The organism is Streptomyces liliifuscus, assembly GCF_016598615.1.
Taxonomy (GTDB): Bacteria; Actinomycetota; Actinomycetes; order Streptomycetales; family Streptomycetaceae; genus Streptomyces; species Streptomyces liliifuscus.
The window spans coordinates 4,472,991-4,495,757 of the sequence record NZ_CP066831.1 but is presented as its reverse complement, the minus strand read 5'-3'; the positions used below and the strand labels follow the sequence as shown (position 1 = coordinate 4,495,757).

The following is a 22,767-nucleotide window of genomic DNA, read 5'->3' as shown; positions in this document are numbered from 1 at the left end:
CTTGTCGCCGCTCATCATGAGGGACGGGCTCGGCCGGGTGACAGGCGGGGCAGGTGAGGGGCGGCGCGGGGAAGGAATGCCTCCGCGAGGGGGCACCCGGGGCGTCGGACGGTGGTCGGGTGGGTGACAATGGAGGCTCTGTCAGGGCGGGTTGCATGAGGGGACGCATGTCGGAGGCGGAGCGCGCGGGAGCATCCCGGCAGGACGAGAGCGATCGTCTTCTCGCCGGGCGATACCGGCTGGGAGGAGTCCTCGGCCGCGGCGGCATGGGCACCGTGTGGCGGGCCAAGGACGAGACGCTGGGCCGGACGGTCGCGGTCAAGGAACTGCGGTTGCCGGCGCGGATCGACGAGGACGAGAAGCGGCGGCTGATCACACGGACCTTCCGTGAGGCCAAGGCCATCGCGCGGATCCGGAACAACGGCGCGGTGACGGTCTTCGACGTGGTCGACGAGGACAACCGGCCGTGGATCGTGATGGAACTCGTCGAGGGCAAGTCGCTCGCCGAGGTCATCCGAGAGGACGGGCTGCTCACGCCGAAGCGCGCGGCCGAGGTGGGGCTGGCCATCCTCGACGTGCTGCGTTCGGCGCACCGCGAGGGCATCCTGCACCGGGACGTGAAGCCGTCGAACGTGCTCATCGCCGAGGACGGCCGGGTCGTGCTCACCGACTTCGGTATCGCGCAGGTGGAGGGCGACCCGTCCATCACCTCGACCGGCATGCTCGTCGGCGCGCCCTCGTACATCTCGCCCGAGCGCGCCCGGGGGCACAAGCCCGGCCCCGCGGCCGACCTGTGGTCGCTCGGCGGGTTGCTGTACGCGTCGGTGGAAGGCGTACCGCCGTACGACAAGGGGTCCGCCATCGCGACGCTCACCGCGGTGATGACGGAGCCGTTGGAGCAGCCGAAGAACGCCGGGCCGCTGGAGAAGGTCATCTACGGGCTGCTCGTCAAGGACCCCGAGCAGCGGCTCGACGACGCCGGGGCCCGGGCGATGCTCACCGAGGTGATCCACGCGCCCGAGCCCAAGGAGGACGAGCCGGAGCCGGTGGACGCGACGAAGGTCGTGCCGTTGCCCGAGCTTCCGGTGGACGCCCCCGCCAAGAAGAAGAGCTCGGGCGGCAGGGCCACGGGCGGGAACAAGAAGGGCGAGGAGCCGGTGGAGCGGCTCCGCGGGGCGCTGCGTTCCGTGCGGAAGGGCAAGGGGGCGGCCGCTGCCGCTGTGGCGGCGGGTGCTGCCGCGGTCGTCGGAACCGGCAAGTCCGGTGCGGAGGAGGCCGGAACCGAGAAGGCCGGTGCCGGGAAGCCCGCGGACGCCGAGGCGCCGGCGACGACGCCGGACGGGTCGGACGGCAAGGCTGCCAAGACCGCCAAGGCCTCGCCCTCTACCCCGACCGCTCCTGCGGTTTCTCCCTCTGCCTCCGCCCCCGCTTCGCCCTCCTCTTCCCCCGCGGCGGCTGCCGCTGCTTCTGGCTCGGACTCCGAGGCTGTTTCTCGCTCTGCTTCCGCGGGTGCGGCTGGTTCGGCCAAGGGGCGGGCTTCTGCTGCCTCCGAGGTGAACTTCAGTTCGGTGGGCGGGGGTTCGGGTGGTGCCGGGGAGACGCATCCGCGGACCGTCGCGCCCAGGGCCTCGCTCACCGATGTGGTGCCCCGGCGGGCGTTGGTGATCGCCGCCGTGGTCGTCGTGCTGGCCGTGCTGGGCACGATCCTCGCCGTCACGCTCAGTGGCGACGACTCCGGGGCCAAGGAGAACAAGGGCGGCGACGACAAGTCGGCGTCCAGCGGGGCGAGCGCGGGCAGCGACACCAAGCAGGACGAGAACAGCGGTACCGAAAAGGACAGCGGAGAGAAGACCGACTCCGCCGGCGGGGGCGCGAACACCGGCAGTTCGCCGACCGCGAGCGCTACGAGCGGGACCGGCGGTTCGAACGACGACTCCGGCAGTGGTTCGGGAGACGGCGCCGAGGAGACGTACAAGAGCGGGCAGGGGTTCTCGATCGGGTTGCCCAAGGGGTGGAAGTACGAGTCCACGAGTGCGGCCGGGTCCCGGTTCGCCGGTCCTGACGGGCAGAAGCTGCTGGTCGGGTGGACCACGACGCCCAAGAGCGACCCGGTGGCGGACTGGAAGAACCAAGAGCAGTTCATGCAGCGGTCGCAGTACAAGCGCATCCGAATAGAAAAGGTGGACTACCGCGGCTGGAACACGGCCGATTGGGAGTTCACCTACGTGGACGGCGGTACGCAGTACCGGTCGATAGACCGAGGGTTCGTCGTCAACGACAGCCTCGGATATGGGCTCATGTACACCGCGAAGGGCTCGAAGTGGGACACCGAGCTTCGTAAAAATACGTGGCGGACGCTGACGAAGTCGTTCGAACCGAAGTCCTGAGGGGCACGAGATTCCTGAGATCTCGTATCTCCTCACTGTGGGTTGCCTACGGCACGTATCGTGAGTGGTTGCGGACCGTACGCAGCCACATCTGCAGCCACAACGGGACGCATGGCGAACGGAATTGACCAACCGGGCGGCCGGGGGAGGCATCGTGGACGACTATGCGGGACGGGTACTCGCCGACCGTTACCGTCTGCCGCTGCCGCCGTCGGACGAGTACGAACTGGCCGAGACCCGCGCCTTCGACACGTACAGCGGGCAGGAAGTCCTGGTCCGGCAGGTGCCGTTGCCCGAGATCGTCGAGGCGGAGGTGCTCGACGCGGACGGGCTGCCCGACGGGTTCGTGGCCCGGGACGCCGGAGTGCGGCGGCCGTCCGCGCGGACCACACGGCGGCCCACCGAACCGGCGGTGCGGCGTGCGATCGAGGCCGCGCAGGCCGCGGCCCAGATCCCCGACCATCCGCGGCTCGACCAGGTCTTCGACGTGTTCGCCGAGGGCGGGTCGTTGTGGATAGTGAGTGAGATGGTGGCCGCGCGGCCACTGGCGGCGCTGCTCGCCGAGCGGCCGCTGAGTCCGTACCGGGCCGCCGAGGTGGCCTCCGATGTGCTGACCGCCCTGCGGGTGCTGCACGGCCATGGATGGGTGCACCGGAACATCACCGCGCGCACGGTGCTCGTCTGCGACGACGGGCGCGTGATGCTCACCGGGCTTGCCGCCGGGGCCGCGGAGGAGGCGCTGTGCGGGTACGACCCGGTGCCGGCCGCCGACGGTGAGGGCGAGGCGGGCGGCTCCGGAACGGCGGGCGGTCCGCCAGGGCGGACAGGGCCGACCGGTTCCGCCGGTTCGGCTGGTCCCACGGGCTCGTCCGGGCCTCATGGCCAGCTCGGTCGGCAAGGGCAGCTCGGGCAGTCCCAGCAGGGCGGTTCCGGTGGCGGTCGTGCCGCCGTCGAGGCTGTGCCCGGGGGCGGCGGAGGGCTGTCGCCCGTCGCTCGGGCACAGGCGTCGGCCGCGGGGCAGCGGGCGCTGGACGCCGGCGGTGATGTGCGGGCCGCGCGGGCCGGGGCCATCGCGGCCTACCGCGCGGGCGCGCGGGCCGCGGCCCGGGTGCAGGAGGAACAGCGGGGCGGCAGGAACGCGGCGTTGCCCGCGCCGCGGTCCCAGCCCGCCGAGGGCGAGGCCGAGGCCGGACAGACCTCCGGGCTCGGAGTGGAGCGCACCTCGCCGCCGGGGCAGATCGCCGACCCGTACGGGGTGGGGCGGTCCAGTTCCTGGCACGGCGCGGCGCCGCGTCACGGTGCGCCCGCGCTGGGCGGGAACGGACAGAGCCAGCCTCCCGCGCTGCCCGGGCCCGGCACCGGAAGCAGCGGCAATGGGGGCAACGGGGGCAACGGAAGCGGTGTACCGGGTCACGGTGACGGCACCGGATTCCCCGGCAACGGCAACGGCGTGTCCCACACCGGGCACGGCAACGGCATCGCCGGCCACTTCGCCAACACCTCTGACCCGGCCTACACCTCTGCCCCCGCCCACGGCACGGATCCTGCCTACGGCACGGACCCCGCCCACGCCGCAGACCCCGCTCACACCACCAGCACCGCCGCCACCGAAGCCCCCACCCAGTGGAGCCGGCTGACCGCCGACTCCGCACCCGCAGCTCATCGGGGTCCCGCCACCGCGCTGGCGGCCGAGCGGGCGCGGCAGGCGCGGATGGCTGTCGTCGGCCCTGTCACCGAGCGCTGGGCGCCCGAGCAGGCCGGGCCCGTGCACGAGAACTGGCAGTTGGCGGCGCCGATCGGGCCCGCGACCGACCTGTGGGCGCTGGGGGCACTGCTTTTCCGGGCCGTTCAGGGGCACGCGCCCTACCCCGAGGAGAACACCGCCGAGCTGGTGCAGCTGGTGTGCGCCGAGCCGCCCGCGTTCGCCGAGGAGTGCGGGCCGCTCCGGCCGGTCGTGGAGTCGTTGCTCCGCCAGGACCCCACCGAGCGGCTGGACTTCGAGGAGCTGCGCGGCTGGCTGCGTTCGCTGGTGCGGTCGGCGCCCGAGCCGGAGGCGGGGACGTACGTCGTGGCCGCGCCGCCCGTGGACCCCAAGCGGCTGCCCGTCGTTCGCCGCCGGGGCGAGCTCGTGCGAAGGCGCCGCGCGGGGCTGCCCGACACCAGCCCGCACGGCCGCCACAAGCGGTCCAAGCGGGGCAGGGAGGCCAAGCCCCGCAGGCTCGGCCGCACGCTGCTTCTGCTGATACTGCTGGCCATGGCGGCGGCCGTCGCGTATGCCGTGGCCTTCATGCCCAAGTCCGACAGCGCCGGTGAGCGGACCGGTTCCGCGGGGGACGTCGTCAGTCCGAACCCCGGGCACTCGGCCGACACGGACACCGGCACGGACGGGAACGCGGGCACGGATCCGCAGGACGAGAAGTCGCCGAGCAAGGAGAACAGCCCGACGCAGTCGTCCAGTTCCAGCACCCAGACCACCGGACCCGAGGTCGCGCAGGGCTTCACCCTGCGCAAGGACTCCGAGGGCTTTCGCGTGGCGGTCGCCAACGGCTGGGACCGTACGGGGAAGAACGGCCGCGGCCAGATCGTCTACTCCCAGGGCGACTTCGAGCTGCTGGTCGTGCCCGGCCGCGACACGACCAGTGAGTACGGCACCGATCCGATGACGTACCAGCGCGAGGACGAGCGCGAGTTGCAGCCGTTCCGCGACTCGACGTGGGCGACCTCCAGCGGGATGCGGCGCATCGAGGTGGGCGGACGGACCATGGCCGAGGGGCAGTTCACCTGGCAGGACTCCCAGGGGCGCGAGGTCTTCGTACGCAATCTCGCGATCATCGTCGACGGGCGGTACCACGTGGTGCAGGTGCTCGGTCCCGAGGCCGAGCGGGACGAGGTGACGCGGCTCTACGAGCAGGCGTCGGCGACCTACCAGGCCACCGGCTGACGTCCGATCCAGGTTCGGCCGAGGTCCGGCTGACGTCCGACTCAGGTTCGACAGACGTCCGATTGCCGGGCGGCAAACGCCCGTTCACGTCCGGGCAAACCGTCACAGTGCTGTCTCCGTAGGGCCCCGCCGGTTCCCTGGGCGAGGGCCGGTCCTTAGTCTGACCCTGTCAAGAGCATTGCGGGGAAACGTGAATCAGATGCAGGGCCTGCTGCTGGCGGGGCGCTACCGGCTCGTCGACTCCATCGGCAGTGGCGGCATGGGCCGGGTGTGGCGGGCGCACGATGAAGTGCTGCACCGGGCCGTCGCCATCAAGGAGTTGACGGCCGCGCTCTATGTGGCGGACAGCGACCGGCCCGTGCTCCTCGCCCGGACGCGGGCCGAGGCGCGCGCGGCCGCGCGGATCAACCACTCGGCCGTCGTCACCGTGCACGACGTGCTGGAGCACGACGGCCGCCCGTGGATCGTGATGGAGCTGGTCGAGGGCCACTCGCTCGCCGACGCGGTCAAGGACTCCGGGCGCGTCGAGCCCCGGGAGGCGGCGAGGGTCGGGCTGTGGGTGCTGCGCGCGCTGCGGGCCGCGCACGCCGCGGGCGTACTGCACCGCGACGTCAAGCCGGGCAACGTACTGATCTCCAACGACCGGCGCGTCCTGCTCACCGACTTCGGGATCGCGCAGGTCGAGGGCGACACGACGATCACGCGTACCGGGGAGATCGTCGGCTCGGTCGACTATCTGGCGCCGGAGCGTGTACGCGGCCACGATCCGGGTCCCTCCTCCGATCTGTGGGCGCTCGGCGCGACGCTCTACACGGCGGTCGAGGGAAGGTCCCCGTTCCGGCGGACGACCCCGCTGACCACCATGCAGGCCGTGGTCGGCGAGGAGCCCGAGGAGCTGACGCACGCCGGTCCGCTCGCGCCCGTCATCGCCGCGCTGCTGCGCAAGGATCCCGCCGAGCGGCCCGGGCCCGAGGAGACCGAGCAGATGCTCGCCGAGGCCGCGGAGGGGCGCGCACCGAGTTCGGCACAGGCCTATGTGCCGACGGAACATGTGGCCGCCTCACACCAGTCCGGTGAAACCCCTCAGTCTCCCGAGTCCCCCGCACCCCAGGGCACCTACGGGCCCGCCCATGCCGCCTACGGGCCCCAGGGCGTCCCGGGGGCGCACGGCATGTACGGCCCTCAGGGTGCTCACGGGACCCAGGGAGGCCCCGGCGTTCCAGGCGGCTCCGGCGGCCATGACACCTACGGCAGCCACGGCAGCCACGGCGGCCACGACACCTACGACAGCCACGGCCGTCCCACGCACGACCCGGCCGTCGCCACCATGAACCAGCCGACCGTCGCCGGGACGCAGCGCCGCAAGGTCAGCACGCTCGTCCTCGTCGTCATTCTGGCCGCGCTCGTGGGCGGCGGAGGCGTCGCGGCGCTGCTGTACGCGGACCGGTGGGGCAGCGACGGCAACTCGACGTCCTCGTCCGACCCGTCCTCACCCGACCGGTCCTCCTCCACCCCGTCGTCCTCGGCGGGTGCGACGGACGACGGGAAGGGAAACCAGACCCCGGACACCGGCACCGGCGGTGTGCCGGACGGCTGGGAGCGCGTCGACGACCCCCAGGGTTTCAGCCTTGCCCTGCCCAAGGGCTGGAAGCGGCAGGTCGAGAACACCCAGGTCGACTACACGCCCGACAACGGCGAGCACTTCGTCCGCATCGCCGTCGACGACTCCCCGGACTTCGACACCCCGTACACGCATCTGCTCGACCTGGAGGAGCAGTTGGGGCGGTTGCAGGACTACCGGCGGGTCGGTCTGGAGGAGAACACCTTCCGCGACCGTCCGGGCGCGCTCTGGGACTTCACCTGGACCGCGCTGTCGAAGGACACGGAGTTTCCCGGCCCGCGCCGGGCCATAGAGCAGGCGTATCTCAGCCGTGACGGCGTCGAGTACGTGATCTACATGTCCTCGCCGGTGGCCGACTGGGACACCGCGAAGGAACGGTTCGACACGATCCTGCGCAGCTGGCGGCCCCCGGGCGCCCAGTGACCCCGAACGCCGAGTGAGTACGGCCGGCCCGACACACGACCGCGTACGTCGCTTGTCGGCCACCCGCGCCGAGGCGTCCCGGAAGGCCTCCGTCCGGTGCGGCATGATGGGGCGCATGGTGACCGAGGGGGACAACGTCCGTGTCATCGCGGGCCGTTACCGGCTGGAGGCCAGACTCGGCCGGGGCGGTATGGGCGTCGTATGGCGGGCCACGGACCTGTTGCTCGGCAGGCAGGTCGCGGTCAAGGAACTCGTCCTCGACACCTCGCTCTCCGCGGAGGAGTCCCGGCTGCAGCGCGAGCGGGCCCTGCGTGAGGCGCGTGCGATCGCCCAGTTGCGGGACCCGCACATCATCGTCGTGCACGACGTCGTCGAGCAGGACGAACGCCCCTGCATCGTCATGGAGTTGATCGAGGGCGGCTCGCTCGCGGAGCGGATCTCCCGGAGCGGGCCCGTGGACGCGGCCGAGGCGGCCCGGATGGGGATCGACCTGCTCGGCGCGCTGCGCAGGGCGCACGGCGCGGGCGTACTGCACCGGGACCTGAAGCCCGCGAACGTACTTCTCACCGGGGACGGCCGCGTCGTCCTCACCGACTTCGGGATCGCCCAGGTCGCGGGGTCGACGACACTCACCGAGAGCGGGTCGTTCGTGGGCTCGCCCGAGTACACCGCGCCCGAGCGGATGTCCGGCGTCAGGACCGGGCCCGAGTCCGACCTGTGGTCGCTCGGCGCGCTGCTCTGTACGGCCCTGAGCGGCGAATCGCCGTTCCGCCGCGACTCGTTGGGCGGGATCCTGCACGCGGTGGTGGTCGACGAGATACGTCCGCCCGCGGCCGCCGCGCCCCTGCTTCCCGTCGTACGGGGTCTCCTGGAGCGCGATCCCGAGCGCAGGCTCGACGCGGTGGAGGCGGAGCGGCTGCTGCGGGCGTTTCTCGACACCGGCCGTATGCCACCCGTGTCGCCCGGCTACAGACCGACCCGGCGGGACGCGCCGAAGCCGCCGCAACCACTGCGTGCGCCGTCGACTTCGTCGGACTCGCCCGTGACCTCGCCGATGAGGCCCGCCGCCTCCTCGCGCTCCGCCACGCGGAACGTGCTGATCGCGGTCGCGCTCGTCGCCGCGATGGCCGTGGCGGGTGTGTCGGCGGCCGCGCTGCTGATGAACGGCGACGGGGGCAACGGGCCCTTGTCGCCGACGAGTTCCGTGCCCTCGTCCCGGGCGACGACCACCGCGACGACGACCGCGACAGTCACTTCGACCACGTCGACGACCGGCCCGACGGCCAGCGAGCCCCCGGGCCCGGCCACGATGCCGGCCACCACCGGCCCCGCGCCCTCTGGCCCCGCCCCCTCGGACACCTGAGCAGCGCGGCGGCGTAAAAGGAACATAAGCGACGCCGTGCGTCACGGGTCTGTGACTGGAAAGCGCCCAGGGTGGCTCACGAAGCGCTTGCCGCGATAGGGATGGACCCATGAGCAACAACGGGGGAGCCCCTTACGGACCCGACGAACCAACGAGTTTCGGCCTGCAACCGCCGCGGCCGCCGGTCGCCGTGCCGCACCCCGGGAACCCGTACGCCGCGCCCACCCAGGTGGTGCCCGACCGGCAGGCGCCGCAGGAGCCCGGCACCGGTCGGCTGATCGCGGGCCGCTACCGGCTGCTCGGCAAACTCGGCCATGGCGGTATGGGCACGGTGTGGCGGGCGAAGGACGAGACGGTGGACCGGGAGGTCGCCGTCAAGGAGCCGCGCGTACCGGACCACCTTCCCGAACGCGAACGGGCCAATGTCTTCGAGCGGATGCGCCGCGAGGCGCGCGCCGCCGCCCGGCTCGACCACCCGGCCGTCGTGAACGTCCACGACGTCGCGGTCGTGGACGGCCAGCCGTGGATCGTCATGGAGCTCGTACGGGGGCGTTCGCTCGGTGACGCCCTCCAGGAGGGCACGATCGGGGCGCGCGAGGCGGCGAGAATCGGCCTTGAGGTGCTCGGCGCGCTGGAGTCCGCGCACGCGGCGGGCATCCTGCACCGCGACGTCAAGCCCGACAACGTCATGCTCGGCACGGGCGACCGGGTCGTCCTCACCGACTTCGGCATCGCCCAGATCGAGGGCGAGACGAACCTGACCGACACCGGCGGTTTCGTCGGCTCGCCCGAATTCATCGCGCCGGAGCGGGTGGTGGGGCAGCGCCCGGGTCCGGCCTCGGACCTCTGGTCCCTGGGCGTGGTCCTGTACGCGGCCACGGAGGGCGTGTCGCCGTTCCGCCGCAACAACACGCCCGCGACGCTCCAGTCAGTCCTCAACGCCACGCCGGCCGCGCCCAACGCCGCCACGGGACCACTGGCCGACGCCATCAACGGCCTCCTCGACAAGGAGCCGGCCCGCCGCCCGGACGCCGCGCGGGTGCGCACGCTCCTGGAGCAGGCCGCGCGTCCGCCCGAGCCCGCGCCCACGCAGGTCGTACGGATTGCGGAGCCCGGCGGCAGGTCGATCCGGGTCGGCCGCAAGGGGTGGATCGGCATCGGTGCCGTGGTCGTCGCGGCCGTGCTGGCGGCGTACCTGGTGGTCGCGGACCCGTTCGCGGGGCCCCTGCCCGACAACTGGGAGAAGAAGGACCTCAAGGCACTGGGCGCGACGGTGGCGGTACCGGCCGGCTACCAGAAGACCGTGCCCAAGCCCGACGCGGCCAAGGACGAACACTGGGTCCAGTTCACCGACCTGAGCGGCAGCCTCTGGATCAGCCTCACCCTGGCCAAGAAGGCCGAGGACACCAGCGGTGAGATCGCCGGGTCGGCGGCGGCCGAGATGTACGACGACGACGCGAGCTACCGTCAGAGCGGCAGCTACGGCATGGACATGGACTCCGAGCCCGCTCCCAAGAGCAAGCCCGACCCGACGACGTACAAGGACCGGAAAGCGGCCCTCAACACCATCACCTACTCGACCACGGACACCGAATACCCGCGTCCGCGCGAGATCCAGGTCCTCTACTACAAGACCAAGTCCGGCGACATGTACAAGTTCATGATCGGCTATCCGGGCAAGGGCGACTTCACCGAGCGCGGGCGCGAGGTCGCGAGGACGGCGATCGCGAACCTGGACATCGACACGCTCTGAGCCCGCCGCGTGGACGGGACGCTCGCGCTCCTACGGCGGGTTCGTGCAGGCTTCCACGGCAGGTTCGTGACGGCTCACGGCCCGGTGTCGTGCGGGAACGCGCGTGGTAGCGTCGGTATACAAACTGTATGCGATGTCTGGGGGTTGCCGTGGCGTCCGGTCGGGAGAAGGCCTACGCGTATCTCAAGGACACGGTGCTGACGGACCCCGAGATGCAGGGGGCCTTCGTGTCGGAGCAGGAGCTCGCCGATCGTATCGGTGTCTCCCGCACCCCCATCCGGGAGGCGCTGCTGCTGCTCGCCGCGGAGGACCTGGTCGAGCTCGTGCCCAAGCGCGGTGCCCGGGTGGCCCCTCTGACGGGACGTGAGGTGCGGGAGCTGATGGAGCTGCGCGGCCTCGTCGAGCGGTACGCGGCCGAGCGGCTCGTCGCGGCCGGGCGGGTGCCCCTGGAGGAGCTGCGCGCCCTGCTGGAACAGCAGCGCGCGCTCACCGGTGCCGAGGAGACCCGGGAGTTCATCGCCGTGGACCACCGGTTCCACGCGTCCCTGGTCGCGGCCGTCGGCAACACCCTGCTGGACCGGCACTACGACGGTCTGCGCAGCCGCCAGGTCCGCGCCGGAGTGGTCGCCGTCTTCAACCAGCAGGGGCGGCAGAAGGCGGTGCTCGACGAGCACGAGGCCATCGTGGACGCCCTCGCCGCCGGTGACGCGCGGGCCGCGTGCGCGGCCATCGACCACCACCTGGAGTCGACCCTCAAGGTGCTCCTCGACGGCTGACGGCTGGCGGCTGAGACGCCTGAAGGCGCCCCCGGCGCGCCTCCCGGCAGCCCGGGGACGCCCGCGGCCGAGGGACACCCGCCGCCGGGGGACGCTCCCGTGCCCGCCCGGATCAGGGGTACGTGATCACGAGCATCGTCACGCCGTCCGGCGAGGTCCAGGGCCCGTGCGGCATGCCCGGGGGACGGCAGGCGTACATGCCCGCGGTGAAGGTGCGCTCCAGCGTCAGGTCGTACATCGATCCCTCGACGAGATAGACCTCCTCCCACACGTCGTGCCGGGACACGCCCGCGGCCGAGGTGTCGGTGCCCGGCGCCCAGCGGACGAGCGCGGTGCGCCGGCCGTTCTCGGGGTCCTCGGCCAGCACGCACTCCTCGACGCCGGGTCCGGCGCCCGCCGGGGGCCGCCAGGGCCCGTCGGGCCGGTGGAACTCCAGCTCGGGCCCGCTCATCGCCACACCTCCGGCCGCCGGTTCGCCAGTACGGACGTCTTCTCGCGGACCGCGCCGACCTCGTCGACGTCCAGGTCCGTCACCAGCAATTCAGGATCGGCGCCGAGGGAAGCTCGTACGGTCCCGTCGGGGCCGACTACCAGGCTGTGCCCGATGCCGGTCGGCGCGGGGCCCGGAGGGGTGCCGGGATCGGCCTGGCCGACGGCGGCGACCCAGACCGTGGCGTCCAGCGCGCGGGCCCGCACCAGCAGCTCCCACTGGTCGAGCTTGCCGGGCCCGGCGCCCCAGGAGGCCGCAAGGAGGGTTCCCACGGCCCCGGCGTCGGCGTGCGCCCGGAACAGCTCCGGGAAGCGGACGTCGTAGCAGGTGGCCAGGCCCAGCCGGACGCCGTCCACGTCGATCACGGCGGGGCGGGAGCCCGGGGCGACCGTCTCGGACTCGCGGAAGCCGAAGGCGTCGTAGAGGTGGATCTTGTCGTACGACTCCTCGACGCCGGGGCCGGTGGCCAGCAGGGTGTTGGCCACCCGTCCCTCGTCGGCGGGGGTGAACATGCCGGCCACGACGACCGTGCCGGTCGCCCGGGCGATCTCGCGGACCCCGTCGGCCCACGGCCCGTCGAGGGGCTGGGCGAGCGGGGCCAGTGGCGTGCCGAAGCAGGCCATCGACGCCTCCGGGAGGACGACGACGCGGGCTCCGGAGTCCGCGGCGCGCCGCGTCCACTCCTCGACGAGGCGCAGGTTCTTCTCGGGGTCGGGGCCGCTGGTGAGCTGGCCGATGGCGATTTGCACTGCGGTGCCTCCTTGTCCGGGGCGGGGTTGTGTGGCTGTTGTCAGCGGGGCACGGGGACGTCCGCCGCGGCCGGGGTCTTCGGCGCGGCGAGCTCTTCGTCCTCGTCGACGGCGGCCTCGGGGTTGCGGCCCAGGAGGACGCCCACCAGGGAGACCGCGCAGGCGAGGGCGATGTACAGGGCCAGTGGTACCCAGCTGTCGTAGGCGCTCAGCAGAGTGGTGAACAGCAGCGGGGCGATGGCGCCGCCGATGATCCCGGCCAGGGTGTAGGCCAGCGAGGAGCCGGTGTAGCGCAGCCGGGGCGAGAACTGCTCGGCGATGAAGGCGGCCTGCGGTCCGTAGAGACAGCAGTGGATCACCAGGGCGACGAGGACTCCGGCGGCGAGCGGCAGCCAGGAACCGCCGGCGGCCATCGGGAAGAACACGAACGGCCACACCGCGGCGGCCACCGCGGCGACGCCGTACAGCAGACGCCGGTTGACGCGGTCGGAGAGCGCGCCGGCCAGCGGCATCAGGAAGACCTGGACGGAGGAGCCGATGAGGACGGCCGTGAGGGCGGAGCCCCGCGACATGTCGAGTTCCTGGGTGGCGTAGGTCAGCACGAAGACGGTGAACATGGCGTACAGCACGTCGGGGCCGACCCGGCACAGGATCGCGGCGGTCAGGGCGCGGGGCTGGGTGGTGAAGACCTCGCGGATGGGGGCCTCGGGACGGGACTTCTCGGCCTCCATCGCCTTGAAGACCGGGGTCTCCTCCAGCTTGGCCCGGATCCACAGCCCGAAGGCGACCAGTACGCCGGAGAGCAGGAAGGCCACACGCCAGCCCCACGACTCGAACTGCGCCTCGGTCAGCAGCGCGCCGAGGGCGGCGAGCACACCGTTGGCGAGCAGGTTTCCCGCGGGCGGGCCCACCTGTGCGGCGGAGGCGTAGAAGCCCCGGCGGCGCGGGTCGCCGAACTCGCTGGACAGCAGCACGGCGCCGCCCCACTCGCCGCCGACGCCGACGCCCTGGGCGAAGCGCAGCACGACCAGGGCGATCGGAGCGGCCACACCGATCGTCCCGTACGCGGGCAGCAGACCGATCAGGAAGGTCGCCACGCCGATCAGGACAAGTGTGGCGATCAGCACCTTCTTGCGGCCGATCACATCGCCGAGGCGGCCGAAGACGAATCCGCCGAGGGGACGGGAGATGTAGCCGACCGCGTATGTGGAGAACGCCAGGAGCGTGCCGGTGAGCGGGTCCTCCGACGGGAAGAACAGATCACCGAAGACCAGGGCGGCCGCGGCGGAGTAGACGGCGAAGTCGTACCACTCCAGGGCCGTGCCGGTGAGGCTGGCGACGAAGGCGCGGCGGACGCCGGAGCGCTTCTCCGCGGCCCCGGCGTCGCTCTTCGGGGTGTCGTGCATGGTGCCCATCCTTGCTCGGGGACATCGACCTTCCGGCATACTTCTTGTATACAGGTCGTATGCGCAAGCCCTGCGCCGGAAGTCAACCGCGGAGAAATCACGATCGGCGGACCCGTTCCCCGGTCCCGTTCCTGATCCCGTTCGCCGATCCCGTTTCCTGTTCCCCGATCCCTGGGAGTGCCCTCATGGCCCTGCTGACCTTCGAACTGCCCGACGGATCGACGCGCGAGGTCGATGTCGTCCAGGTCCTCAACGCCGGGTACGCCGGACGCAGCCAGGACGACGTCGCCGCGCACGTAGCGGAGCTCGCCGAGCTGGGCGTGCCGGGTCCGTCCGTGACGCCGGCGCTCTACCCGGTCTCCCCGTACCTCGCCCAGCAGACCGAGCGGGTCGCGGTCCAGCACGGACGCACCTCGGGCGAGGCCGAATGGGCGCTGGTCGTCGCTCAGGACGGGGAACTGCTGCTGACCGCCGCCTGTGACCACACCGACCGCGACCTGGAGGTGCACGGGGTGGCGTGGAGCAAGAACGCCGGTCCGGACGTCCTCGCCCGCCGCGCCTGGCGGCTGGCCGACGTGGAGTCCCGTATCGACGAGCTCACCCTGCGCGCCTGGGTCAGCCACGACGGCACCGAGACCGAGATCCAGACCGGGACGCTCGCCGAACTCCTCACCCCGGGCTACTGGGTCGACGTCCTGCGGTCCCGCGGCGAGCTGACGCCCGGGACGGTTCTGATCTCCGGCACCATCCCGATGGCTCCCGGCGTGGACCAGTTCGCCGACGGCTGGCGCGTCGAGCTGGCCGACCCGGCGGGCGGCGACACCATCGCCCTCGCCTACGACGTCCGTCCCATGCCGCAGCCCATCGGCTGACACGCCCGGGCCCGCTGCCCGACCGATTCGATTCGCCGGCGCGGTCCCGTGAAGCGGCCGGCCGGGATGCCGCTGCCGCCCGCGAACGACGGAGGGCGGGCCGGTGACCCCGGCCCGCCCTCTTCGTCGGTGTTGCCCCAAGGGGCGTCGGCTCAGCCGAGCTTCGCCGCCTGGGCCTTGATCAGGGCGGCCGGTACGTCGTAGTCGGACACCTTGGCGTCGTCGGCGAACGCCGCCATGCTGATCGAGTAGTACGTGGCGATCGTGTTCCCGTGCCGCGCGACCTCGGCGTGCACGACCGGGCTGCCCTCGGAGTCCGCGGTCACCGCGAACGCCAGCGACTCGTCGCCGTTCCCGGAGGCCTTCTCCGCCTCGACCTTCTTGAACTTCTGCGGCTCGTCCTTGGCCGTGGCCGTGAAGCCGCCGCCGCAGCCCTCGATCGCGGTGGAGAGCGAGGACATGGTCTTCTTCGCGCCGTCGCCCTCGTACGAGGACAGGGCGACGAGGGTGACGGTCGAACCGAGGGCGTCGGTGATCGAGTTCATCGCGTCCTCCATCTCCTCCTCGGTCATGTCCTCAAGGTCCTTGGTGGGAGACGCGCTCGCCTTGGCCGTCGGGTCCTCCTGGGCCATGCGGTTGACAGCCGCGGCCGAGTCGCCCGGCGCGAAGCCGGTGAGGACGTACGCGACGGGCTTGCACTTCTCGTCGTCGACCTTGATCTCCTCCTTGGAGGAGGCGAACTGCTCGGACTGGTCGGCCGGGCCGACCTTGAAGCCCTTGACGTCGGCCGTCGCGATGACGAGCTTCTCCAGCTCACCCTCGCTGAGGGTCTTCGCTGCCGCGGCCGGCTCCTTGCCCGCGGCCTTGTCGTCCTTGCCCGATACGGAGTCGGAACCGCTGTCGGAGCAGCCGGTCACCAGGGCGAGCGAGAGGACGGACACAACGGCTGCGGCGCCGGGACGCGGCAGCGCGAGTCTCTTCATTATTCGAATGTTCCTTCGGTGGTATTGCGGTGAAGCTGGGAGTCTGAGGGCCGGTCAAGAAAACGTCAAGCCGGTACCGAAAACGGCATACTGCTCTGCACCGACGGACAACAGGGACGACAGCCGCCGACCCTCCCCGCGGCTCTGTGGAGAGAGGTGACGGGCGTGGGCCTGGATCTCGACGGGCGTGCGCACGCCCGCCAGCGTTGGGCGGCGCGCGGTGCCCTGACGGCCGCCGGCCTCGCCGTGCTGCTGCCGCTCGGATTCGCCAGGGCCGCGAGCGTGTTGCTCGTCGTGGTCGGGGTGCTCGGTACGGCAGTCACGGTCGCCGCGCTCTGGTGGGTACTGACCCTCCGGGGGCCCGCCCGGGCCGCGGCCGGGGTGCTGGCCCTCGCGACACCGGCCACGGTCATCGGGCTCTTCGCCGCCGCGAACCTGCTGTGGGTCGTCGTGGTGTCCCTGGCACTGTGGGGTTTCGCCGTCTGGGCCGGGAAGTTCGCGCTCAGCCTGACCAAGTCGCACGCCGTGCGCGTGTCCGAGCGGCGGACCCCCGCACCCGCCAGGCCCTTCCTCGTCATGAATCCGCGGTCCGGCGGCGGGAAGGTCGAGCAGTTCGGGCTGAAGGAGAAGGCCGAGCGGCTCGGAGCGCGCGTCCACCTCCTCGACCCCGAGCACAAGGAGGACGTCACCGAACTCGCCCGGCGCGCAGTCGCCGACGGGGCCGATCTGATCGGCGTCGCGGGCGGTGACGGCACCCAGGCGCTGGTCGCGGCGATCGCCGCCGAGCACGACATCCCGTTCCTCGTCGTCTCCGCCGGGACCCGCAACCACTTCGCCATGGATCTCGGACTCGACCGGACCGACCCCGCCACCTGCCTCGACGCGCTCACCGAGGCCGGGGTCGAGGTCCGTGTCGACCTCGGCTTCGCCGATGGGCACCCCTTCGTCAACAACGCCTCGTTCGGGGCGTACGCGGTGGTCGTGCAGAGCCCCGAGTACCGGGACGACAAGGTGCGTACGACGCTGGAACTGCTGCCGGAGCTGCTCACGCACCAGCGGGGGCCGCGGCTGAGCGCCCGGATCGAGGAGCCGGGCGCGACCGCCGGGGCCGCCGGGACCGGCACGACGAGTGGGACCGGTGGGACGGGCGCCGGGGCGGCCGAGGCGGCCGTCATCGACGCGCCCCAGGCCCTTCTCGTGAGCAACAACCCCTACCGCATGGACGATCCGGCGGGCCTCGGCTACCGCGAGCGGCTGGAGTCCGGTCTGCTCGGTGTCCTCGGCATCAAGGTGGAGAACGCTGCCGAGGCCGCCGGGCTGCTCCTTGGGGTGCACTCCACCGGGCTCACGGTGCTCACGGCCCGCGAGGTGGTCGTCGACGCCGACCGCCCCGAGATCGAGGTCGGTGTGGACGGCGAGGCCTTCGTCCTGCCCACCCCGGTACGGTGCCGCATCGAGCCCGGCGCGCTGCGCGTGCGCGTCCCCCGGAACCGGCCGGGCGTGCCGGAGACCAAGCCGCCGATGGACTGGCGCCGACTGCGCAAACTCGCCGCGGCGGTGGGCCGTACGGCACTCCCCAAGCACCGGGCCCTGCCCAGGAACGAGCCTCTGCCGGAGAACCGGACCCCGCCCACCGCGTGACCCACCGCAGGACATCGACAAGCTCAGGCCCCGCACGGTACTGATGGGGCATGAGTGATGACGGGGGGCGGTTGATCGGCGGCCGCTACCGGCTGGCCGAGCGCATCGGCTCCGGCGGGATGGGCACCGTATGGCGGGCCGTCGACGAACTCGTGGAGCGGGACGTCGCGGTCAAGGAGCCGCGGCTGCCCGGCGATCCGCAGGACGCGGCCCACCGGCGCGCGTACAACCGGCTCCAGCGGGAGGCGCGGGCGGCAGCGCGCGTGGAGCACCCGGCGGCCGTCGCCATCCATGACGTGGTCGTGGAGGACGGACTGCCCTGGATCGTCATGGAGTTGATCCGCGGCGAGTCCCTCCACGAGGTGCTGCAGCGCGGCGCGCTCCCGCCCGCCGAGTCCGCCCGGATCGGGCTCGCCGTCGTGGGCGCGCTGAAGGCCGCGCACGCCAAGGGCATCGTGCACCGGGACGTGAAACCGGCCAACGTGCTGCTAGGACAGCACGGCCGCGTGGTCCTCACCGACTTCGGCATCGCCCACATCCAGGGCGAGGAATCCATCACCATGAGCGGGGAGTTCGTCGGCTCCCTGGAGTTCATCGCACCCGAGCGGATGTCCGGCCGCGGCGCGGGCCCCGCCGCGGACCTGTGGTCGCTCGGCGTCTGCCTGTACGCGGCCGTCGAGGGCTGGTCCCCTTTCCGGCGTACGACGCTGGAGTCCACCCTCGCCGCGATCCTGTCCGCCGAGCCGCCGGAACCCAAGCAGGCGGGGCCACTCGGCGCCCTGATCGTGCGGCTCCTGGCGAAGGACCCGGACGAGAGACCGGACGCGGACGAGGTGGTCGTCGCACTGGAGGCGGTGGCGGAACGGTGGCCGGTGCCGGCCCCGGCTCCACAGGGAGACCTGACGATCCCTCAGGATGCCTCCGCGCTACGGGAGTTCGCGGACGACTCGGGGACGGTCCAACTCGTGAGGCCCCCCGCCTCGGACGAGGCACCGGAGAAGCCGAGCTCGCCGGAGCCGTCCGAGTCGCCCGCCCCTTCGGAGGACACCCGGGCCGATTCCATCCCCGTACGCCCCGGGCGCAAGCGTTCCACCGCGCGTCTCGTGGCCGGAGTCCTGGCCGGTGCCGTCCTCGTCGCGGGTGGTGTCTGGGCCGGGACCTCGCTCACCGACGGCAGGGCGACCGCGGTAGGGGGCGAGCCGTCGGTGACCCCGAACTCGCCGACCACAAGGGACAGTTGGGTTGCCCACGAGGAGCAGGACCTGAACGCCGTCCTCTCCCTCCCCAGGCAGTACGTGCGCTTCCACGAGCAGGGCGGCCCCGACGACCAGCCCCGCATGGCCATCTACGACAACGACGAGGTCATCCAGGTCCGCCTCACCCAGTGGGACGAGGCGCCGCGCTCGCCCATGGGCCAGGCGAAGGACTCGGCCGAGACATGGGCCGGCTACGGCCGGTCGCAGACGCAGTACACGAAGACGTCCCTCGACGGGAACGAGGCCGTGCTCGTCGACACGACCTACGAGACCGAGGGCAGGCTCGTTCGCGTCATGGAGCTGATGATCCTCACCGACGACAGCCGGCTGTACGAGCTGCGCGTCGACATGCCGAAGGGGACGGCGGACGAGAAAAGGGGCACGGAGGTGTTCAAGGGGGCGCGCGACCGGCTGGAGATCGGCGGGTCGAGGAAGTGGTCGCCGCGCTCCGATTTTTCGGCCGGTTCCTGATCGTCGCCGGACAACCCCCTGATCAGGCCATTCATTGCCAGTGATCGCTGGCGTCGTGTGTGCAGTCGGTGAAACCCTATTACCGCCGGGTACCCAAAGCGGCGGGCCCGGGCATACGCTGCGGCCCATGACCGACTCGCAGGCCCCGGTACAGGCCCCGGAAAAGACCGGCACCAACCCCCTCGCGCCCGCCCCCGAGGGCGCCCGCACGGCTGCTGACGTGGTCACGCCGGAGCTGATCGCGCAGCTCACGCGTGGCGTGGTCGGTTCGGGCCGCACCGCCAACCACACGCCGTTCACGGGCGAGAAGCTGGCCGACCTGCCCGAGTCCACCCCCGAGGACGTGGAGCGGGCCTACGAGAAGGCCCGCGCCGCCCAGGCCGTCTGGGCCCAGACCCCCGTCAGGCAGCGCGCCGCCGTCCTCCTCCGCTTCCACGACCTGGTGCTCGCCCGCCAGGCCGAGGTGCTGGACCTCATCCAGCTGGAGACCGGCAAGGCCCGTCTGCACGCCCACGAGGAGGTGCAGGCCGTCGCCGTGGCGGCCCGCCACTACGGCCGCAAGGCCACCTCGTACCTCAGGCCCAAGCGTCACGCGGGTGCCGTGCCGACCCTCACCAAGGTCACCGAGCTGCGCCACCCCCGGGGTGTCGTCGGCCAGATCGCCCCCTGGAACTACCCGCTGGAACTCTCCGTCGGCGACGCGATCCCCGCCTTCGTCGCGGGCAACGCCGTCGTGATGAAGCCCGACACCGAGACCTGCCTCACCGCCCTGTGGGCCCGCGACCTGCTGATCGAGGCGGGCCTGCCGGCCGACGTCTTCCAGGTCGTCCTGGGCGAGGGACCGGTCGTCGGCCCGGAGGTCGTCAAGCGCGCCGACTACGTCTCGTTCACCGGCTCCACCCGCACGGGCCGCGAGGTCGCCCAGAGCGCGGCGGCCCGTCTGGTCGGCGTCTCCCTCGAACTCGGCGGCAAGAACGCGATGCTGGTGCTTGAGGACGCCGACATCGACAAGGCGGCGGCCGGCGCGGTCCGCGCCTGCTTCTCGTCCGCCGGCCAACTCTGCATCTCCATCGAGCGGTTGTACGTCCACGAGTCGATCGCGGACGCCTTCGTGGAGCGGTTCGCCACGCGCACCAGGGCGATGCGGCTCGGCAAGTCCCTCGCGTACGGCGCCGAGATGGGCTCGCTGGTCGGCGAGCGCCAGCTGGAGACGGTGACCCGGCATGTCGAGGAGGCGGTCTCCAAGGGCGCCAAGCTCGTCGCGGGCGGTGTCGCCCGCCCGGACATCGGCCCGTACTTCTTCGAGCCCACCATCCTCGACGGCGTCGAGGCGCCGATGGCGGTCTGCAACGAGGAGACCTTCGGCCCGGTCGTCTCCATCTACCGCTTCAAGGACGAGGACGAGGCGGTCGAACTCGCCAACTCCACGCCCTACGGCCTCAACTCGTCGGTGTGGACGAAGGACGGCCGCCGCGGCGCCAAGGTCGCGGCCCGCCTGCGCACCGGCACGGTCAACGTCAACGAGGGCTACGCGCCCGCCTACGGCAGCGTCCAGTCCCCGATGGGCGGCATGAAGGACTCCGGTCTCGGCCGCCGCCACGGCTCCGAGGGCATCCTCAAGTACACCGAGGCCCAGACGGTCGCCCAGCAGCGCCTGCTGCCCATGGCCCCGTCCCTCGGCATGGACGACGAGGGCTACGCCCAGTTCATGAGCCGCAGCCTCCGCCTGATGAAGGCGTTCCGGTTCAGGTAGGCGCCCCGTAGGGGCGCGGGGCTGTATCGATTTGCGGCTCCGCCGCGTGGGCGCGAGCAACCACAGAGCACCCGCACTGCACACTCAAAGGGGAGAAAGCACGTGCCTCAGGACGCTTACGACTACGACGTCATCGTCGTCGGCTCCGGCTTCGGCGGATCCGTCACGGCCCTTCGCCTGACAGAAAAGGGCTACCACGTAGGCGTCCTGGAGGCGGGCCGCCGCTTCACCCCCGAGTCCCTCCCCAAGAACTCCTGGGACCTCAAGAACTACCTCTGGGCGCCGAGACTCGGCATGTACGGCATCCAGCGCATCCACCTCCTCGGCAACGTCATGGTCCTGGCGGGCGCAGGCGTCGGCGGCGGCTCGCTCAACTACGCCAACACCCTCTACGTACCGCCGAAGCCGTTCTTCGAGGACCCGCAGTGGAAGGACATCACCGACTGGCAGGAGGAGTTGAAGCCGTACTACGACCAGGCGCAGCGCATGCTCGGCGTACGGCTCAACCCGACCATGACCCCCTCGGACGTCCATCTCAAGGCGGCCGCCCAGCGGATGGGCGTGGGCGACACCTTCCACATGGCACCGGTCGGTGTCTTCTTCGGTGACGGCGAGGACGCCGACGGAACCGCGAAGGCGGGGCCCGGACAGCAGGTCGACGACCCGTACTTCGGCGGGGCGGGGCCCGCCCGCAGGGCATGCGCCGAGTGCGGCGAGTGCATGACGGGCTGCCGGCACGGCGCGAAGAACACCCTCAACGAGAACTACCTCTACCTCGCCGAGAAGGCGGGCGCGGTCGTCCACCCCATGACGACCGTCGTGTCCGTCACGGACGACTCGCAGGGCGGCTACGCCGTCGCGACGCTCCCGACGGACGAGAAACGCAAGGGCGAGGGCAGGACCTTCAAGGCCCGCCGGGTCGTCCTCGCCGCCGGTACGTACGGCACCCAGACCCTGCTGCACCGCATGAAGTCGAGCGGACAACTCCCTTACCTGTCCGGCAGGCTGGGCGAGCTGACCCGTACCAACTCCGAGGCCCTGGTCGGCGCGCAGACCGACAACCGCCGCTACCGCAAGGCCACCGGCGAGGCGAAGGTCGACTTCACGCGCGGAGTCGCGATCACCTCGTCGATCCACCCGGACGAGAACACGCACATCGAGCCCGTCCGCTACGGCAGGGGCTCCAACTCGATGGGCAGTCTGTCGATCCTCCAAGTCCCCTACGCGGAGGGCTCGTCGAGGGTGCTGGGCTGGCTGGTCAACGCGGTGAGGCACCCCACCCTCGTGGCCCGCTCGCTCTCCAACCGCCGCTGGTCGGAGCGGACCATCATCGGCCTGGTGATGCAGTCCCTCGACAACTCCCTGACGACGTACCTGAAGCCGAAGGGCGCGGGCAAGGGCCTGCTCACGGCCAGGCAGGGCCACGGCGCCCCCAACCCCAAGCAGATCAAGGCCGCTTCGGAGTCGGCCTCCGCGATCGCCTCGGAGATCAACGGCTTCGCCGGTTCGAACGTCGGCGAGCTGATGGGCACCCCGCTGACCGCCCACTTCCTGGGCGGCTGCCCGATCGGCGCGTCGGCCGAGGAGGGTGTCATCGACCCCTACCACCGGCTGTACGGCCACCCCGGCATCTCGGTCGTCGACGGCGCCGCGGTCTCGGCGAACCTGGGCGTCAACCCCTCGCTCACGATCACCGCGCAGGCGGAGCGCGCGATGTCGTACTGGCCCAACAAGGGCGAGGAGGACCCGCGTCCGGCGCAGGGTGCCGCGTACGAGCGCCTGAAGCCGGTCGAGCCCCTGGCGCCCGCCGTCCCCGCGGACGCCTTCGGCGCGCTGCGCCTGCCGTTCCTGGGAATCCCGACGGTCCCACCGAAGAAGTAAC

14 protein-coding genes and 1 pseudogene are annotated in these 22,767 nt (G+C 71.8%); 11 read left to right on the top strand and 4 right to left on the bottom strand.

All coding sequences use genetic code 11. From position 1 onward, the window contains the following. The first annotated feature begins 167 nt into the window (after positions 1 to 167). The 6 genes and pseudogenes from JEQ17_RS18945 (at position 168) to JEQ17_RS18920 (ending at position 11,264) form a co-directional block, all read left to right on the top strand. Complete coding sequence (locus JEQ17_RS18945) at positions 168 to 2,387, top strand: serine/threonine-protein kinase (RefSeq protein ID WP_200396346.1); 2,220 nt, start codon at positions 168 to 170, stop codon at positions 2,385 to 2,387. A gap of 154 nt (positions 2,388 to 2,541) precedes the next feature. Further along, the gene (locus JEQ17_RS18940; RefSeq protein WP_200396345.1) at positions 2,542 to 5,328 is read left to right on the top strand and encodes a protein kinase; all 2,787 of its coding nucleotides are present in this window, start codon (positions 2,542 to 2,544) and stop codon (positions 5,326 to 5,328) included. Between the two features lie 199 nt (positions 5,329 to 5,527). Further along, positions 5,528 to 7,372, top strand: a complete 1,845-nt coding sequence (locus tag JEQ17_RS18935; RefSeq protein ID WP_200401583.1) for a protein kinase domain-containing protein — start codon at positions 5,528 to 5,530, stop codon at positions 7,370 to 7,372. A 115-nt stretch (positions 7,373 to 7,487) separates the two neighbouring features. Further along, positions 7,488 to 8,720, top strand: a pseudogene (locus tag JEQ17_RS18930) (serine/threonine-protein kinase); the annotation flags it as partial. 124 nt (positions 8,721 to 8,844) lie between these two features. Then, positions 8,845 to 10,488, top strand: a complete 1,644-nt coding sequence (locus tag JEQ17_RS18925) for a serine/threonine-protein kinase (RefSeq protein WP_200396343.1) — start codon at positions 8,845 to 8,847, stop codon at positions 10,486 to 10,488. Between the two features lie 149 nt (positions 10,489 to 10,637). Further along, positions 10,638 to 11,264 (top strand): GntR family transcriptional regulator, encoded by a 627-nt coding sequence (locus tag JEQ17_RS18920; protein WP_200401582.1) that lies wholly within the window; start codon positions 10,638 to 10,640, stop codon positions 11,262 to 11,264. 112 nt (positions 11,265 to 11,376) lie between these two features. Here the strand turns inward: JEQ17_RS18920 and JEQ17_RS18915 are convergent, their stop codons facing one another. From JEQ17_RS18915 to JEQ17_RS18905, 3 genes are read right to left on the bottom strand one after another with little or no spacing between them, the layout of a single operon-like run. Further along, positions 11,377 to 11,715 carry a cupin domain-containing protein gene (locus JEQ17_RS18915; protein WP_200396342.1) on the bottom strand — a complete coding sequence of 113 codons (339 nt, stop codon included), beginning with the start codon at positions 11,713 to 11,715 and terminating at the stop codon, positions 11,377 to 11,379. Beyond that, positions 11,712 to 12,503: a carbon-nitrogen hydrolase family protein gene (locus tag JEQ17_RS18910; RefSeq protein ID WP_200396341.1), complete on the bottom strand. Its 792-nt coding sequence runs from the start codon at positions 12,501 to 12,503 to the stop codon at positions 11,712 to 11,714. Before JEQ17_RS18910 ends, JEQ17_RS18915 begins: the two co-directional genes overlap by 4 nt. A gap of 41 nt (positions 12,504 to 12,544) precedes the next feature. Next, positions 12,545 to 13,909 carry an MFS transporter gene (locus JEQ17_RS18905; protein WP_200396340.1) on the bottom strand — a complete coding sequence of 455 codons (1,365 nt, stop codon included), beginning with the start codon at positions 13,907 to 13,909 and terminating at the stop codon, positions 12,545 to 12,547. A gap of 185 nt (positions 13,910 to 14,094) precedes the next feature. Here JEQ17_RS18905 and JEQ17_RS18900 point away from each other — a divergent pair, with 185 nt between their 5' ends. After that, complete coding sequence (locus JEQ17_RS18900; protein ID WP_200396339.1) at positions 14,095 to 14,781, top strand: DUF2848 domain-containing protein; 687 nt, start codon at positions 14,095 to 14,097, stop codon at positions 14,779 to 14,781. 152 nt (positions 14,782 to 14,933) lie between these two features. Here the strand turns inward: JEQ17_RS18900 and JEQ17_RS18895 are convergent, their stop codons facing one another. Beyond that, complete coding sequence (locus JEQ17_RS18895; RefSeq protein ID WP_200396338.1) at positions 14,934 to 15,764, bottom strand: hypothetical protein; 831 nt, start codon at positions 15,762 to 15,764, stop codon at positions 14,934 to 14,936. 165 nt (positions 15,765 to 15,929) lie between these two features. Between JEQ17_RS18895 and JEQ17_RS18890 the strand changes: the two genes are divergently transcribed. The 4 genes from JEQ17_RS18890 (at position 15,930) to JEQ17_RS18875 (ending at position 22,766) form a co-directional block, all read left to right on the top strand. After that, on the top strand, positions 15,930 to 17,405 hold the full coding sequence (locus JEQ17_RS18890; RefSeq protein WP_200396337.1) for a diacylglycerol/lipid kinase family protein: 1,476 nt from the start codon (positions 15,930 to 15,932) through the stop codon (positions 17,403 to 17,405). Positions 17,406 to 17,455: 50 nt separating this feature from the next. Beyond that, a complete protein-coding gene (locus JEQ17_RS18885; protein ID WP_200396336.1) occupies positions 17,456 to 19,132 on the top strand; it encodes a serine/threonine-protein kinase in 1,677 nt (558 codons plus the stop codon). Positions 19,133 to 19,259: 127 nt separating this feature from the next. Further along, positions 19,260 to 20,885, top strand: coding sequence for a succinic semialdehyde dehydrogenase (locus JEQ17_RS18880; RefSeq protein WP_200396335.1), 1,626 nt, complete (start codon positions 19,260 to 19,262; stop codon positions 20,883 to 20,885). A gap of 102 nt (positions 20,886 to 20,987) precedes the next feature. Further along, positions 20,988 to 22,766: a GMC oxidoreductase gene (locus JEQ17_RS18875; RefSeq protein WP_200396334.1), complete on the top strand. Its 1,779-nt coding sequence runs from the start codon at positions 20,988 to 20,990 to the stop codon at positions 22,764 to 22,766. Position 22,767: the final 1 nt, after the last annotated feature.